Here is a 14,497-nt window from a genome sequence, read left to right as displayed (position 1 = left end):
GTGCGTCGGGTGGGTCCCGTACGGGCTCCACCGGCAGGGGTGCACCGTCGGCCCCGGCCGTCCTGGTCATTCCGCCGTGCGCCGTACGGTCGCGCCGTTCCGCCGGCCCACCCGATGTGCCGTTCGGCCCTCGGACGGGCCGTCCGTCACAGCGTCTGCACGGTGGCGATCCGCTCCTCGAGCTGCTCGATCGTGGCCTGTGCACTGGGTGGACCACCGCACCGGCGACGCAACTCCGCATGGATCTTGCCGTGCGGCAGCCCCGTACGATGATGGTGCGCCGCCACCAGCGCGTTGAGCTGGCGGCGCAACGAGACCCGACGTTCCGCCGCGCTGAGCGGCGCGCTGGCGGCCCGGGGTGCCGGCACCGGCTCATCGGTCTTCCGCCGCCGCTGGGCGGCCAGCTGTTCGGCCTGACGCTTGTTCAGCAGCACCGAGACCTGGTCGGCGGTGAGCAGGCCCGGCAGGCCGAGATACTCCTCCTCTTCCGGCGTACCGGCCTGGGCGGCAGTGCCGAAGGAGGCACCGTCGAAGATCACCTGGTCCAGCTCGGCGGTCGCGGACAACGCCTCGAACCGCTTTTCCAGCTCCCCGCTGGCCTGCTCGGACCGCTGGGCGCGCTCCAGCAGCTCGTCGTCCAGCCCGTCGCCCCGCTTCGGCGCGCCGAGCACGTGGTCCCGCTCGGCCTCCATCTCGCTGGCCAGCCCGAGCAGGTGCGGCACGCTCGGCAGGAAGACCGAGGCGGTCTCCCCCGGCCGCCGGGCCCGGACGAAGCGGCCGATCGCCTGGGCGAAGTACAGCGGGGTGGAGGCGCTCGTCGCGTAGACGCCGACCGCCAGCCGGGGAATGTCGACGCCCTCGGACACCATCCGCACCGCGACCATCCAGCGCTGGTCCGATCCGGCGAATGCCGCGATCCGGGCCGAGGCACCCTGATCATCGGAGAGCACCACCACCGCCCGCTCGCCGGTCACCCGCTCGATCAGTCGCGCGTACGCCCGGGCGGCCTGCTGGTCGCTGGCGATGACCAGGCCGGCGGCGTCGGACATCCCACCCGCCCGGAGCACCTGCAACCGCGCGTCGGCGGCCCGCAGCACCTGCGGCATCCAGTCGCCGGCCGGATCGAGGGCGGTACGCCAGGCCTGGGCGACGAGATCCTGGGTCATCGGCTCACCCAGCCGGGCGGCCAGTTCGTCTCCGGCGCTGGTGCGCCACCGGGTCTCCCCCGAGTAGGCCAGGAAGATCACCGGCCGGACCACGCCCTCGCCCAGCGCGTCGGAGTAGCCGTAGACGGAGTCGGCGCGGGACCGTTGGAGGCCGTCACCGCCCCGCTCGTACACCACGAAGGGGATCGGATTGTCGTCGGACCGGAACGGCGTACCGGTCAGCATCAGCCGGCGTACGGCGGGCTCGAAGGCCGCCTTCACCCCGTCGCCCCAGGAGCGGGAGTCCCCGGCGTGGTGGATCTCGTCCAGGATCACGAGCGTGCGCCGGGTCATGGTCCGGCGCCGGTGCACCTGTGGCGCGACTCCGACCTGGGCGTAGGTGACGACCGCACCGTGGAAGTCGGTCGACGAGTGCAGGTCGGCGTTCCGGAAGGCGGCATCGAGCTGGATGCCGACCCGGGCCGCGGCGACGGACCACTGGGTCTTCAGGTGCTCGGTCGGAGCGACGACGGTGACCGCCTCGACGGTACCGTCGGCCAGCAGTTCGGCGGCGATCCGCAGCGCGAACGTCGTCTTTCCGGCACCGGGCGTCGCGACCGCCAGGAAGTCGTCGGACCGGCGCCGTAGGTATTCGACCAGAGCCTTACGCTGCCACGCCCGCAGCGACGGGAACGATTCGATGGCCGGCGGCCGGGCTCCCACGCAGAACACTCCCCTCCGACGGCACGTATCCGACCACATGAAAACGCCTTCGCGGCCGGATCGAGTCGAGCTGGCGCGAAGGCCATGTCAGCATAACCAGCCGGCCCCGGCGGACCCAGCCGACACCGGCGCCGCAGCCGTCACATCTGGCCTCACCCTCATCCCCGGCCGCAGCGGTCACGCCCGCCGCGCCGGTCACGCCTCGTCCGGGCCCGACCGGTCGGGCATCGGTTCGCGGGCCGGCCGTTCGGCCGCGACCGGCGCGGACCACCGCCGGCGCAACGCCACCAGCCGGACCACGAAGACGAACAGCGCGGCGACGGTCAGCGGCCCCGGGCCGGCCAGCCCGGCACGGTCCAGGCCGACCACGGCGACCGCGCCGGCCAGCGCCGCCACCGCGTATATCTCGCGCCGCAGCACCACCGGGATCTCCCCGGTGAGCAGGTCCCGGCCGAGCCCGCCGCCGATTCCGGTGAGCATGCCGATCACACAGGCGCCGACCGGCGGCATGCCGGCGCGCAGCGCGGTGAGCGTACCGGTGACGGTGAACAGGCCGAGCCCGGCCGCGTCGAGGACCAGCACGGCGGTACGCAGCCGGGCGAGCTGGGGATGCAGCCAGAAGACCGCCACCGCGGTGACCGCAGCGGTCGCCGCGTACCGCCAGTCGGCGAAGGCCAGCGGCGGTGCCTCGTCGACCACCAGATCACGGAAGATCCCACCGCCGAGGGCGGCGACGAACCCGACGAAGACGACGCCGAACAGGTCGAGCCGCTTCGCCACCGCGGCGGACGCGCCGGAGGCGGCGAAGATCGCCACGCCGGTCAGGTCGGCGAGGAGCAGTGCGGCACCGGCGGTCACCGCAGGATGTTACGCGGCCGGCGGGACCCGCCGCACCGGCTCAGTCACGCATGGAGTCGTAGATCTCCTTGCAGCGGGGACAGACCGGCGAACCCGGCTTGGCCGCCTTGGTGACCGGAAACGTCTCGCCGCAGAGTGCGATCACGAAGGTCCCCATGACCGCGCTCTCGGCGATCTTTTCTTTCCGGACGTAGTGGAACATCTCCGGCCCGGTGTCCGCATCCTTCAGTTCCGGACGCTCGAGAACCTCTGTGCTCACGGCAGTAATTCCTCCCTAGGTGACCCCGCCAACGGTCAAGTCTGGCAGGTCACTGCCGAACGGTCCACCGGAACACCCCGCCGGCCGGACCCGTACGGTGGTCAGCCGTGACCGATTTTCAGATCCGGTACGGCGCCGAGGTGGCCGAGGCACTGCGCGCCGGACTTCCCGTCGTCGCCTGTGAGAGCACCATCGTCTCGCACGGCCTGCCCCGCCCGGACAACCTGCGGGTGGCCCGCGAGATCGAAACGGCGGTCCGGGCGAACGGGGCGGTGCCGGCGACCATCGGCATGGTGGGCGGCGAGCTGGTGGTGGGCCTCGACGACGCCCAGTTGACCCGGCTGGCCAGTACCGACGGGGTGGCCAAGCTCTCCGTACGCGACCTGGCGGTGGCCGCCGCGACCGGCGCCGACGGCGCGACGACGGTGGCCGCCACCAGCGCGGTCGCCGCCGCGGCCGGAATCGGGGTCTTCGCCACCGGCGGGCTCGGCGGGGTGCACCGGGAGGCGGCGCAGACCTTCGACGAGTCGGCCGACCTGGTCACCCTGGCCCGGACTCCGATCACGGTGGTCTGTGCCGGCGTCAAGTCGATCCTGGATGTCGGTGCGACCCTGGAGCGGCTGGAGACCCTGGGCGTGACGGTGGTCGGCTACCGCAGCCGCCGGTTCCCGGGCTTCTTCATCACCGACGGCGGTTTCGATCTCGACTGGTCGGTCGAGTCACCGGAGCAGGCCGCCGCCGTACTGGCGGCCCGGGCCGCGCACCGGGTCCAGCCGAGCGCCGTGATCGTGGCCAACCCGCTGCCGGTGGACGAGCAGCTCGATCCGGAGTTGCACGACCGGACCCTGGCCGACGGGCTGGCCCGGCTGACCCTCGACGGGGTCACCGGCAAGGCGGTCACTCCGTTCCTGCTGGCCTACTTCCACTCCGCCACCGAGGGCGCGAGTCTGGCGGTGAACGTCCGGATCATCCTGCGGAACGCGGCGCTGGCGGCACAGATCGCCGTCGCCGCCGCCGCAACCACGGCCCCTGCAACCACGGCCCCTGCAACCACTGCCGCCGGAACCACTGCCGCCGGAACCACTGCCGCTGCCGAGCGGGGATGACTTCGGCGCCAACCCGGATCGTCGTGGTCGGCGACATCGTCACCGACGTCGTCGCGATGCTCTCCGGCCCACTGGCGCCCGGCTCGGACACCCCGGCCGGGATCCGGGTCACCGGGGGCGGGCAGGCCGCCAACACCGCAGCCTGGCTGGCCTGGCGGGAACACCCGGTGACCCTGGTCGGTGCGGTCGGCGCCGACGACGCCGGCCGGTCCCGGCTCGACGAACTGACCGGGCTGGGTGTGCGCTGCGCGGTACGCCGGTACCCGGACACTCCGACCGGCACGGTGATAGTGCTCGCCGGCAACGGTGAACGGACCATGATCACGCAGCGGGGGGCGAACCTCCGGCTGGCCCCGGACGACGTCGCGGCCGCGCTGGCGGAGACATCCGACGCGGCGCATCTGCACCTGTCCGCGTACACCCTGTTGGACGCCGGGTCGCGGGAGGCCGGCCGGCGGGCGTTGGCCGCCGCGCGCGAACGCGGGCTGACCACCAGCGTCGACGCGGCCTCCGCCGAGCCGCTACGCCGGGTCGGCCCGGCGGCGTTCCTGGCCTGGGTACGGGATGCCGACCTGCTGCTCGCCAACGCGGACGAGGCGGCGGTGCTGGCCGGTCCAGGATCTCCGGCCGACCGGGCCCGCGCCCTGGCCGGTGGAACCCGGCATGCGGTGGTGAAGAACGGCGCCGACGGCGCGGTCTGGGCCGGCCCGGACGGCGGGGTGGTCGAGGCGGCCGCCCACCGGGTGCCGGTCCGGGACGTCACCGGCGCGGGGGACGCGTTCGCGGCCGGTCTGCTGGCGGCCTGGGTCGCCGGGGCGGGCCCGGCCGAGGCGCTGGACCGGGCGGCGGAATGTGGCGCGGAGGCGGTGGCCACCCTCGGTGCCCGGCCAGTGCCCGACGAGGCCGGACGACGAGGCCGGTCCGGAACCGGTCACTGACCGGTCGGGCGGTGCGCTGGCCGGTCAGAGGGCGTGTACGGTCTCGCGCCGGGACGCCTCGATCAGCCGGTCGAACGTCTCCACCAGTACGGCACGCCGACGCTCCTGGTGGTCCGCCGACGCGGCCGCTCGTGCGGAATCCACCCGGCTCACGGCTCGACGTCGATGACCCGGTGGGGCTTCTCCTCGGCCACCAGGGCGCGCGGCGGGGTGTGGTCGATGTGCGAGCGGCGCAACCGGGCGCCGATCCGGTGCTTCTCCTTGGGGGGCCGGTCGTTGGCGAGCAGTACCGCCAGCCACGGGATCAGGACCATGCCGACCGCGCAGAGCGGCAACCAGAGCCAGAGAAGTGGCGCCTTGGCGCCGACCAGGATGGCACCGAGGACGACGCAGAGCGCCCGGATGGACATCATCACGATGTACCGCCGTTGGCGACTGCGTAACTGGTCGTCCTGGCTGTGCGAGGCGTCGGTGATCAAGATCGGCTGGTACGCCTGACGCTTCACCATGGCCCTCCATCCGGATCTGGCCCATCGTCGCCGGACTTCCCCGTTCCGGGACGCCGCTCCCATCCTCGCACCTTGGCGCGGGTCGCCCCCGGCCAGCTTCCGCTGCTCGTCGTGTTACGTGCGTGGTACGCTCCCCGCGTGGGCAGCAGGTTCAGCTTCACCGACGAGGCACTGGGCAACCTGAGGGTCCACGACGTCACTCCCGGCGAGGTGTGGGAGGCGCTGCACAGCGCACGACGGGTCATCCGACACCTCGGCGACGACGTGATGATCGTGTACGCGACCGCACGACGCGGGCGACGGCTGGCCATCCTGCTCGCCGAGGCCGATCAAGTTGACAACGACTGGGACATCCTCTCCGCGCGCGACCTGACCGACGCCGAGTCCAAGCGTTACGAGGAGGCGGTCCAGGGGCGACGGCGATGAGCCGCCCCCGGGCCGGCGGCGCGCACCAGGACGCGGAAACCGGTCCCGAGATCGACCACGGAGACGAGGAGGAGGCGGTGACGATGAACCGACACGACGCGACGAAGCGGTTCCACTCCGGAGACGACCAGCTCGCGGATCTGATCGACGATGCGCAGCCGGTCGAGCTGCCCATCCCGGACACCGACGTGCCCATGGTCAGCCGGTCCGTACGGCTGCCGCTGGACACCTACGAACGGGTACGCTCCGCCGCCGATGCCCGGGGAATCGGGGTCACCACCCTGATGCGGCAGTGGATCGAGGCAGGGCTCGCCGATCTGGACGACTCGGCGACCGTGTCGCTGGCCGACGTACGCCGGGCGCTGGCCTCGCTCGCCCACCCGACCGCCGCCTGAGCGCGACCGCCCCCCGAACCCGACCCCATTGGCTGGACCGGCCCCGTTCGCGGGATTCGGTGGCCGACAGCGGCGGTCAGATCGGCGGCGCCGCCGGCTCCGGGGCCCGGCCCTGCGAGCGCCACAGGTCCGACAGCGCGACCCCGACCAGTAGCCCGGCGGCGGTGCCGGCGACGGCCAGCGCCGGCAGATCCAGCATCGGCGGTACCGCCGCGCCCAGCAGCACGAGGCCGGCCACCCGCGACCGGGACACCCGACCGAACACCTGGAACTCGAAACCCATCCGCCCGGCCAGGAACAGCGCGGGGCCGCCGAGAATGGCGAAGAGCCAGGCCGACGGCTTGGGCCCGAGCGGATGGGTGATGAACAGCTCGTACCCCACCCCGGTGAGCACGATGCCGGCGATCATGATCAGGTGGGTGTACGCGGCGGACAGGCCGAGCCGGGCCGGATCCCGGGCCTGGGTGATGGCGTCGGGCAGTACGTGCCCGGCCCGGTAGAAGTAGATCCGCCAGAGCAGCACGGTGGTCAGCAGCGCCAGCCCGAACCCGGCGGTCCGGTCGAGGTGGAAGGCTCCGCCGCCGCCGCTGAAGGTGATCCCGATGACGAAGATCGACTCGCCGAGCGCGATCAGCAGGAACTGCTGGTAGCGCTCGGCGAGATGCTCCCCGGCAATGGGCTCGTCGGCATGTCGCGCCCGGCCCAGCCAGGGCGTCGGCCAGCCCAGCGCCAGGGCGATATAGTCCACCGTCACGGCGAGACTCCACAGCACCCCCCGGACCGACCCCTCGCCGACCACTCCGCCGACGATCCACGGCACCGCGGTCAGCCCGGCCCAGAACAGCACCCGCAGCACCGCCGCCGGGTCCTTCGGGATCGGGCGCCCGCGCGTCGCGACCAGGAAGAACAGGCTACGGCCGATCTGTACCGTGACGTAGGCGACGGCGAAGACGAGGCCACGCTCGGCGAACCCCTTCGGCAGCGCCACGGCCATCACCATGCTGCCGACGACGGTCATCACCACCACGACCTGCACCGGCAGCGCCTCGGGCTCCAGCGTGCTGGTTATCCACGCCGTCGACGCCCAGATCAGCCAGAGCGCGAGGAAGAGCACCAGGGTCTGCCCGGCCTCGGCGAGCAGGATCCGCTGGTCCGTGGTGAAGTCGTTGATGAGTCGCTGGGAGACCCGGGTGAGCGCGAAGACGAAGACCAGGTCCAGGAAGAGTTCCAGAAAGGTCGCCCGCTGCGAACTGGCCTCGCTGCGCAGGATCAGGTTCGGACGCGTCTCACCCATCGGTCGCCAGCCGGGCCCGGCCCGCCGACATCCCGGCCGGGCGTACGCCAGCGGGCGCCGCCAGAACGACCACAGCGCCCCCCGGATGTCGACGATCTCAACACTCAACGAACCAGCGCCGGTCCGGGGCGCTGCCTTGACCAGATCCGAACCCGAACCCGGATGGCCGGAGCGCGGCGGCGCACCGGTCGCGGGTACGGCTCGTCCGCCGGGACGGTCAGGTCGAGCGGGTCAGCCCGCCGCGCCGGACTTGGCGGCCGCCTTCATCTGCTGCTTGTGCTCCCGTACCTTCGCCAGCGAGGTGTCGTCGACCACGTCCGCGACCGAGTGGTGCGCGCCGTCGATGCCGTAACCGCCGGCCGCCTCGCGCCAGCCGGGCGGCTGGACACCGAACCGCTTGCCGAGCAGGGCAAGGAAGATCTGCCCCTTCTGCTTGCCGAACCCCGGCAGCCCGGTGATCCGCTTCAGCAGTTCCCGGCCGTCCTCGGCCTCGGACCACAGCCGGCTCGGGTCGCCGTCGTACCGCTCGACGAGGGTCCGGCAGACCTCCTGCACCCGGGCCGCCATGGCCTTGGGAAACCGGTGCAGGGCGGGGCGCTCGGCGAAGATCGCCGTCAACGCCTCCGGGTCGTAGTCGGCCAACTCGGCCGCGTCCGGCTCGTGACCGAGCCGCTTCACCAACTCGTACGGGCCGGCGAAGGCCTTCTCCATGCTGACCTGCTGGTCCAGGACCATGCCGATCAGCAGCGCCAGCGGGTCGCGCCGGAGCAGTTCGTTGGCTTCGGCGGCGATGGGCAGCGAGAGCGTCATGCGCCCATCTTGCCTGCTCACCCGATGATCAGCGGACCGCCCCCGCCGGCCCGATTCCCGCTGAGGCGGCCGGCCGGCAAGGTACGCGGAGCCGCGGTGTCCTGTCCGGCGGGGAGCGAAAGTCATCCGATCGACGGTAATCTGACCGGACAGGCGGTAGCGGGGTGGACGTGTGCAGGTGCCGGTGGACCGGCCGGGCGATCCCCGTGGCGGACTCCATGCTCCCGACAGACTGGAGTGGTCATGACCGTAATCCTCGTCGCCACGCTGGGTGCCCTGGTCGCCGTGCTGGCGGTCGGCGTACTGGTGGCGATCCGGAAACCCGCCGACGGGCAACGGTTCGTCCGCTGGTCCGGGCTGGGAATCACCGCGCTGGTGGCCGCCACCCTCGCTCCGTTCACCATCGAGGACGCCGGGGCGGCAGCGTCCTATCTGCTCGGCGTACCCGTGATCGCCGCCGCCCTGCCGCTGCTGGCCCAGCGACTTCCCGGGCGGGCCGGGTTCGTCGACCTCGTCGCCGGAGCGGTGATCGGCGGTTGGGGCCTGCTGCTGGCGCTCGGCGGCATCGGCGTCGCATTCCTGCCGCCGGCGCTGCTGTTCGTGGCGGCCGCGGCCCAGGCCCTGGTCCCGGACCGACGCCCACCGGCGGACCCGACGTCCACCGCCTGACCCGGCCCGGCCAGGCGACGGCCCCCGGCACGATGTCGGCGCGCCGATGAAGGTCGTCGATGTTGCCGGAGTGGGGCGGGGCGTGCTGGAATGGTTCATATCGCCGCAGTGCGGGGGCAACCACACTGGGAACGGCCATCACCGGAGCAGCCGACCACTGGACGACCACCGTGCGGGCGAGCATCGATGTCGCTCACCGCGGGGCCAGCCACGCGAGTTCACAGCACCGGACGCGTAGGCGCCCCTGGCCCGACGTGTCCAACCGGGATCTGCCAACGCATCAACCGGCGACGAGGTGATACACGATCATGTTTACCCGTGACAGTTTCGCGGGGTGGTACCGCAACCGTTTCGTGTGGGTGGCGGTCATCCTGTTGGCGGCGTCGGCCACCGCGGTCGTCCTGGTCAACTCGGCTGGTACGGAGGCTGGCCCGGCGGACCTGAAGGGCCAGATCATGACCCGGATGCGGACGGTGCTCGAAACGGCCGATCCGGCGCAGCACCAGCATCAGGGCCACACCGCACAGACCAGTTCGGAGAGCGGCAAGAAGGCGGCGGTGGTCTGTGGGGTGCACGTCTACGGCTTCGAGCCGACCGACGTCACCGCGCTGGCCGACGTGGACCTGGTCTACGGCTTCCACCTCTGCGGCATCGCCGAGCCGGACACGCCGTGGGACTGGGCGGTCAAGCTGGTCGGCCCATTGATCATGGACATGTCCACCGAACCGCCGGGCATCCAGGTCGTCGAGGCGACGGAGGACACGAGGTTCATCGACCGGCTCCGCGAGATGTTCCCCGACCCCTACGAGGGGCAGGCGGAGAAGGAGGCACTGTCCGAGTCGGAGATGGCCGACCTTCGCCGCCGCTACGACGCCGCCGCCGGACTCTGAGCGGGGACTCCGACCAGGCCCACCCATCCGGAGCCGGCGGCCACCTCGGCGCGGACCGGCCGTCCGGCCCTCAGTGGCCGGATGGTCGGTCCGGGCGGCGCGGCCGGGTGATGGTGGCGCCGCCGGGTGATGGTGGCCCGGCCGGGTGATGGTGGCCCGGCCGGGTGATGGTGGCCCGGCCGGGTGATGGTGGCCCGGCCGGGTGATGGTGGCCCGGCCGGCTCAGCCGGCGGTGACCTGCCGTGGACGGTTTCGTTGGGGCGTGCCGGTTTCGATACGCTTCGGACGGACGAGGTGGGCGGGCCGAGGAGTCGACCGGCCGCCGGCCGTACCCGAGTGGAGGTCAAGCCGTGACGACGCCGAGCCGACCCGACCTGGCCGAGCGGCTCGACCTGGCTCCGCATCCCGAGGGCGGCTGGTTCCGGGAGACCTGGCGGTCGCCGCACACCTTCACCCCCGACGGGTACGCCGGGCCACGCCATGCGGCGACCGCGATCTACTTCCTGCTCCAGCCGGGCGAGCGTTCCCGCTGGCACGTGGTGCGCTCCACGGAGCTGTGGCTGTGGCACTCGGGCGGCCCGCTCCGGCTGTGGCTCGCCGGCTCGGCCGAGGTGCCCGGTGCCGAGCCGACGGAGATCCGGCTCGGCCCCGACGTGGCCGCCGGGGAGCATCCGCAGGCGGTCGTCCCGGGCGGCGTCTGGCAGGCCGCAGAGCCCGCCGGTGACCAGCCGGTCCTGGTCAGCTGCGTGGTAGCGCCCGGCTTCGACTTCGCCGACTTCCAGCTGGCCTGACCGGGACGCCCACCGGGCCGACCCGACGAATGGCCGACCGCGTGGGCGGCGCCGGCGGACAGCGTTCCGGCATGCCGGGCGTTTCCGGCCAGTACCGTATCGATAGGTACCTATTGATTACCTCGCCCACCCGTGCTGCAATGGTTCATATCGCCGCAGTACGGGGGCAACCGCACTGCGGGAAGCGGGACCGAGCCTGATTCCGACGCCGGTGACCGGGCGCGACAGACGCACACCCACGGCAGACGCCCCCTCCGGTGCCCACCCGACCGCGCCGCCCGACAACGCATCCGGCCGCGGTCGAACAGAAGGGATCCATCTCGTGAAACTGCTGCGCAAACTGACGGTCGTCGGCGTCGCCGCCGTACTGACCGCCGGGCTCCTGACCGTGATCTCGCCGAACGCGGCGTCCGCTCACGGTGCGTTGATGGTGCCGGCCAGCCGCACCTACGCGTGCTACCAGGATGGTCTGACCCCGCAGGGCAACATCGTCAACAAGAACGCCGGCTGCGTCGCCGCGGCCAACATCAGTGGGGTCAGCCCGCTCTACAACTGGTTCAGCGTGCTCCGCTCCGACGGCGCGGGCCGGACCCGGGGCTTCGTCCCGGACGGCCAACTGTGCAGCGGCGGCAACTCCACCTTCCGCGGTTGGGACCTGCCCCGGAGCGACTTCCCGAAGGTCCGGGTCAGCTCCGGCGCGACGGTCCAGTTCCGGTACAGCAACTGGGCCGCCCACCCGGGCCGGTTCGACCTGTACGTCACCCGGAACGGCTGGAGCCCGACCAGCCCGCTGACCTGGAACGACATCGAGTCGACGCCGTTCTCCTCGGTCACCAACCCGCCGCAGAGCGGCGGCGCGGGCAGCCAGGGCGGGCACTACTACTGGAGCGGAAGACTGCCCTCCGGCAAGAGCGGCCACCACATCATCTACTCCGTGTGGACCCGCTCCGACAGCCAGGAGACCTTCTACGGCTGCTCGGACGTGACCTTCTAGTCGGCGGGCCCGCCGTCGCAGCCACGTCGCCCGGCCCGCCCCCGCGCGGCGAACCGGAACGGTCTCGACGGGATACCACGGACAGCCCCAGTGGTATCCCGTCGAGAACGGCCGGCCACCCCGACCGGCTACTCCGATCTGCGCGAACGCGGCCGGGCCAGCCCCAGGTCGTACGCCAGAATCGTCGCCTGCACCCGGTCCCGCACCCCGAGCTTGGCCAGCAGTGCGTTGACGTGCGCCTTCACGGTGCCGGTGGCGACGCCCAACTCCGCGCCGATCTCCGCGTTGGAGAGGCCGGCGGCGACCCGCTCGAACACCTCCCGCTCCCGGCCGGTGAGGCCGGACACCGTGCCGCCCGCCGGAGGCGGGACCACCAGCCGGCCGGCGGCGAAGGAGTCGATCAGCCGTCGGGTCACCGCCGGTGCGAGCATCCCCTCCCCCGCTGCGACCACCCGGATCGCCGCCAGCAGGTCGGCGGGCTGGGCGTCCTTGAGCAGGAATCCGGAGGCACCGACCTGGAGCGCCTCGAAGACGTACGCGTCGAGGTCGAAGGTGGTGAGCACCAGCACCCGGGGGCCGTCTACGGCGGCGGTGAGTTCCCGGGTCGCGGCGAGCCCGTCCATCCCGGGCATCCGGATGTCCATCAGTACGACGTCCGGCCGGTTCTCCCCGGCCCGGCGCAACGCATCCGCGCCGTCGCCGGCCTCCGCGACCACCACCAGGTCGGGCTCGGCATCGACGATCGCGGCGAACCCGGCCCGGACCACGGGCTGGTCGTCCACCACCATTACCCGGACGACGATGTCGCCACCTCCTCGTTCCCGATCGACACCCGGCCGGGATCCGCCGAATCCCCGACGGGTCCTGCCGAATCCCCGGCAGGACCGGCCGAATCCGGCGGTACCGGGGCGGGCGTCGGCAGCCACACGTCGAGCCGCCCGGCCGGTACGTCCACAGTCACCGTGCCGCCGAGCGCGCCCACCCGGGCACGCAACCCCGCCACGATCACCGGGTCGGTGGCGGACGGCACGCCGGCCACCACGATCCGCAGGCCGCCGTCACCGTACCGGAGATCGACGGCGATCGGACCGGGGTCCCCGGCGGCCAGTGCGAGTTCGACGACCCGGTACGCGGACACGTCCACATCCGCCGGCAGGGGTCCCGGCGCGACCGGCACCGACGCCTCGACAAGCCGCCCGGCCGTTCGCTGATCCGCGCAGAACCGCGCGATCGCCCCGACGGTCGGCTGCGGGGCCCGCCGCTCCGCTCCGGTGTCCGCGCGCAAGGTGTCGAGCAGGCCGCGCATCGCGGTGAGGGTGGACCGGGCCTGCTCCAGCACCACGTCCAGCCGGCCCTCGTCGGCCGCCGTCACCACCTGTCCCGCCCGGTCCAGGACGGCGGCGCGGAGACCTGCGGCGATCCGGGCCCGTTCCAGCCGGGCCTCCTCGACCGCCTCTGCGGTCGTCCGGGCGACCGCGTCCGCCTCCCGGGCCAGGACTCTGGCCCGGCGCCGCCGGAGCACGGTTCCGAGCAGCCAGACCGCGCCGAGCGGAAACGTCAACAGGCCCGTAATGGCCAGCCATCCGGGAAGCACGAACAGCAGGATGAACAGAAGACCGAGTTCCGGGGTCAGCGCGGTGTCGGGCTGGACCGGCTGTCCGGCCATGGAACCGTCGACCACGGCCGACGCCGTCAACGCGGCGGCGAGGGTCAGCGCCGTGATCGGCACCGCCAGTAGCGTGTTCGGGGCCGGGCGGGCGTGCCCGGCGACCGCGTAGACCACGACGAACTCGGCGATCACCCCGGCCACCAGCAGCTCGGCCGACTGCCCCGGCAACGGCACGAGGACGACGGCCACCGGCCACAACGCGGCGGTGCCCAGCACCCCGGCCAGCGCCGTCCAGGGCCGGCGACGCCGCCACAGCAGCGGTACGGCGTGCGCCGCCATCACCAGCCCCACCAGCAGCGCGGCGGAGCCGGATCCGACCCCGGCGAACCCGTCGATCGGCAGCACCGGAGAGACCCCGATCGCCAGCACGCCCACCATGACCAGGCCGTCCACCGCGTCCGACCAGCTCGGGCGACGCCACCGGGGTCGACCGGTCGCCCCGGTCGGGTTGGTCAGCGGAAGGATGGCCCGGACCCGCCACCCGGTCGATTCCGGCCCGGCGGTGAACGTCCCGCCCACTCCGGTGGCCCGGTCCCGCATCCCCGGTACGCCCCGCCCCGAGCCGAGTTCCGCCGCCTTCCCCGCTACGCCGCCACCCTCGTCGTCCACCACGATCTCCACCGATCCCGGATGGCGGACGATCCGCAACTGGACGGCGGAACCCGGCGCGTGCCGCAGGGCGTTGGTGAGCGCCTCCCGGGCGATCCCGTACACCACCTCGGCGATCGCCGGAGGAAGCTCCGGCTGTCCTGCCCGGTTCGGATCCGGCTCGACCCGAACCGGTTGTCCCAACCGCCGGAAGCCGTCGGCGAGTTCCGCGAGCCGTACCTCCAGCGGCCGGCGGTCCTGCTGCTCGGCGCTGCGGATCACCGCCACCAACCGGTGCAACGCGGTAAGCGTCTCCCGGCCGGTACGCGCCGAGAATGCGACCGCCTCCGCGACGAGTTCCGGACGACGGTCGACGAGCCGGAGCGCCGCTCCCGCCGTCACCACGATCGCGGTCAGGTGGTGGGCGCTGACG

At 72.7% G+C, this 14,497-nt stretch carries 15 protein-coding genes and 1 pseudogene; 8 read left to right on the top strand and 8 right to left on the bottom strand.

Annotated features, from left to right (window positions below; genetic code table 11):
• Window positions 1-146 precede the first annotated feature (146 nt).
• The 3 genes from I0C86_RS16025 to I0C86_RS16015 all read right to left on the bottom strand — a co-directional run bounded on the left by I0C86_RS16025 (window position 147) and on the right by I0C86_RS16015 (window position 2,985).
• Window positions 147-1,868 carry a DEAD/DEAH box helicase gene (locus I0C86_RS16025; protein ID WP_196202027.1) on the bottom strand — a complete coding sequence of 574 codons (1,722 nt, stop codon included), beginning with the start codon at window positions 1,866-1,868 and terminating at the stop codon, window positions 147-149.
• Window positions 1,869-2,063: 195 nt separating this feature from the next.
• Entirely contained in the window at window positions 2,064-2,726 is a 663-nt protein-coding gene (locus tag I0C86_RS16020; protein ID WP_196202026.1) for a trimeric intracellular cation channel family protein, read from the bottom strand.
• A gap of 40 nt (window positions 2,727-2,766) precedes the next feature.
• Entirely contained in the window at window positions 2,767-2,985 is a 219-nt protein-coding gene (locus I0C86_RS16015; RefSeq protein WP_121159119.1) for a DUF3039 domain-containing protein, read from the bottom strand.
• 107 nt (window positions 2,986-3,092) lie between these two features.
• On the opposite strand from I0C86_RS16015, the pseudogene I0C86_RS16010 reads away from it, so the two are divergent.
• Both I0C86_RS16010 and I0C86_RS16005 read left to right on the top strand, forming a co-directional pair.
• A pseudogene (locus I0C86_RS16010) lies at window positions 3,093-4,013 on the top strand (pseudouridine-5'-phosphate glycosidase); the annotation flags it as partial.
• A 74-nt stretch (window positions 4,014-4,087) separates the two neighbouring features.
• Window positions 4,088-5,029 (top strand): carbohydrate kinase family protein, encoded by a 942-nt coding sequence (locus tag I0C86_RS16005; protein WP_196202024.1) that lies wholly within the window; start codon window positions 4,088-4,090, stop codon window positions 5,027-5,029.
• A gap of 149 nt (window positions 5,030-5,178) precedes the next feature.
• Here the strand turns inward: I0C86_RS16005 and I0C86_RS16000 are convergent, their stop codons facing one another.
• Window positions 5,179-5,538, bottom strand: a complete 360-nt coding sequence (locus tag I0C86_RS16000) for a DUF3099 domain-containing protein (protein ID WP_196202023.1) — start codon at window positions 5,536-5,538, stop codon at window positions 5,179-5,181.
• A gap of 138 nt (window positions 5,539-5,676) precedes the next feature.
• Between I0C86_RS16000 and I0C86_RS15995 the strand changes: the two genes are divergently transcribed.
• Window positions 5,677-5,964 (top strand): hypothetical protein, encoded by a 288-nt coding sequence (locus I0C86_RS15995; protein ID WP_323373665.1) that lies wholly within the window; start codon window positions 5,677-5,679, stop codon window positions 5,962-5,964.
• 83 nt (window positions 5,965-6,047) lie between these two features.
• Window positions 6,048-6,359, top strand: a complete 312-nt coding sequence (locus tag I0C86_RS15990) for a hypothetical protein (protein ID WP_196202041.1) — start codon at window positions 6,048-6,050, stop codon at window positions 6,357-6,359.
• Between the two features lie 76 nt (window positions 6,360-6,435).
• On the opposite strand, the gene I0C86_RS15985 is transcribed toward I0C86_RS15990, so the two are convergent.
• Window positions 6,436-7,761, bottom strand: a complete 1,326-nt coding sequence (locus I0C86_RS15985) for a low temperature requirement protein A (RefSeq protein ID WP_230394237.1) — start codon at window positions 7,759-7,761, stop codon at window positions 6,436-6,438.
• 123 nt (window positions 7,762-7,884) lie between these two features.
• Window positions 7,885-8,463: an HhH-GPD-type base excision DNA repair protein gene (locus I0C86_RS15980; protein WP_196202022.1), complete on the bottom strand. Its 579-nt coding sequence runs from the start codon at window positions 8,461-8,463 to the stop codon at window positions 7,885-7,887.
• A 243-nt stretch (window positions 8,464-8,706) separates the two neighbouring features.
• Here I0C86_RS15980 and I0C86_RS15975 point away from each other — a divergent pair, with 243 nt between their 5' ends.
• From I0C86_RS15975 to I0C86_RS15960, 4 genes are all read left to right on the top strand, one after another.
• On the top strand, window positions 8,707-9,132 hold the full coding sequence (locus I0C86_RS15975) for a hypothetical protein (protein ID WP_196202021.1): 426 nt from the start codon (window positions 8,707-8,709) through the stop codon (window positions 9,130-9,132).
• Between the two features lie 308 nt (window positions 9,133-9,440).
• Entirely contained in the window at window positions 9,441-10,022 is a 582-nt protein-coding gene (locus I0C86_RS15970) for a hypothetical protein (protein WP_196202020.1), read from the top strand.
• Window positions 10,023-10,372: 350 nt separating this feature from the next.
• A complete protein-coding gene (locus I0C86_RS15965) occupies window positions 10,373-10,813 on the top strand; it encodes a cupin domain-containing protein (protein ID WP_196202019.1) in 441 nt (146 codons plus the stop codon).
• Window positions 10,814-11,135: 322 nt separating this feature from the next.
• Window positions 11,136-11,807, top strand: a complete 672-nt coding sequence (locus I0C86_RS15960; protein WP_323373664.1) for a lytic polysaccharide monooxygenase auxiliary activity family 9 protein — start codon at window positions 11,136-11,138, stop codon at window positions 11,805-11,807.
• A gap of 128 nt (window positions 11,808-11,935) precedes the next feature.
• Here the strand turns inward: I0C86_RS15960 and I0C86_RS15955 are convergent, their stop codons facing one another.
• Both I0C86_RS15955 and I0C86_RS15950 read right to left on the bottom strand, forming a co-directional pair.
• Complete coding sequence (locus tag I0C86_RS15955) at window positions 11,936-12,595, bottom strand: response regulator (RefSeq protein WP_230394236.1); 660 nt, start codon at window positions 12,593-12,595, stop codon at window positions 11,936-11,938.
• A partial coding sequence (locus tag I0C86_RS15950; protein ID WP_196202018.1) for a sensor histidine kinase occupies window positions 12,595-14,497 on the bottom strand: 1,903 nt, incomplete at its 5' end. The genes I0C86_RS15950 and I0C86_RS15955, both read right to left, overlap by 1 nt.

Source organism: Plantactinospora alkalitolerans (genome assembly GCF_015690345.1).
Lineage (GTDB): Bacteria > Actinomycetota > Actinomycetes > Mycobacteriales > Micromonosporaceae > Plantactinospora > Plantactinospora alkalitolerans.
Note: the sequence above shows the minus strand (reverse complement) of the source record. Positions and strands in the feature narration are given on the sequence as shown.

Excerpts from the sequence above, each read along its gene's own strand:
- I0C86_RS15955 (WP_230394236.1), bottom strand. The coding sequence starts at position 12,595 with ATGGTGGTGGACGACCAGCCCGTGGTCCGGGCCGGGTTCGCCGCGATC.
- I0C86_RS16005 (WP_196202024.1), top strand. The coding sequence starts at position 4,088 with ATGACTTCGGCGCCAACCCGGATCGTCGTGGTCGGCGACATCGTCACC.
- I0C86_RS15980 (WP_196202022.1), bottom strand. The coding sequence starts at position 8,463 with ATGACGCTCTCGCTGCCCATCGCCGCCGAAGCCAACGAACTGCTCCGG.
- I0C86_RS15970 (WP_196202020.1), top strand. The coding sequence starts at position 9,441 with ATGTTTACCCGTGACAGTTTCGCGGGGTGGTACCGCAACCGTTTCGTG.
- I0C86_RS15990 (WP_196202041.1), top strand. The coding sequence starts at position 6,048 with ATGAACCGACACGACGCGACGAAGCGGTTCCACTCCGGAGACGACCAG.
- I0C86_RS15975 (WP_196202021.1), top strand. The coding sequence starts at position 8,707 with ATGACCGTAATCCTCGTCGCCACGCTGGGTGCCCTGGTCGCCGTGCTG.
- I0C86_RS16000 (WP_196202023.1), bottom strand. The coding sequence starts at position 5,538 with ATGGTGAAGCGTCAGGCGTACCAGCCGATCTTGATCACCGACGCCTCG.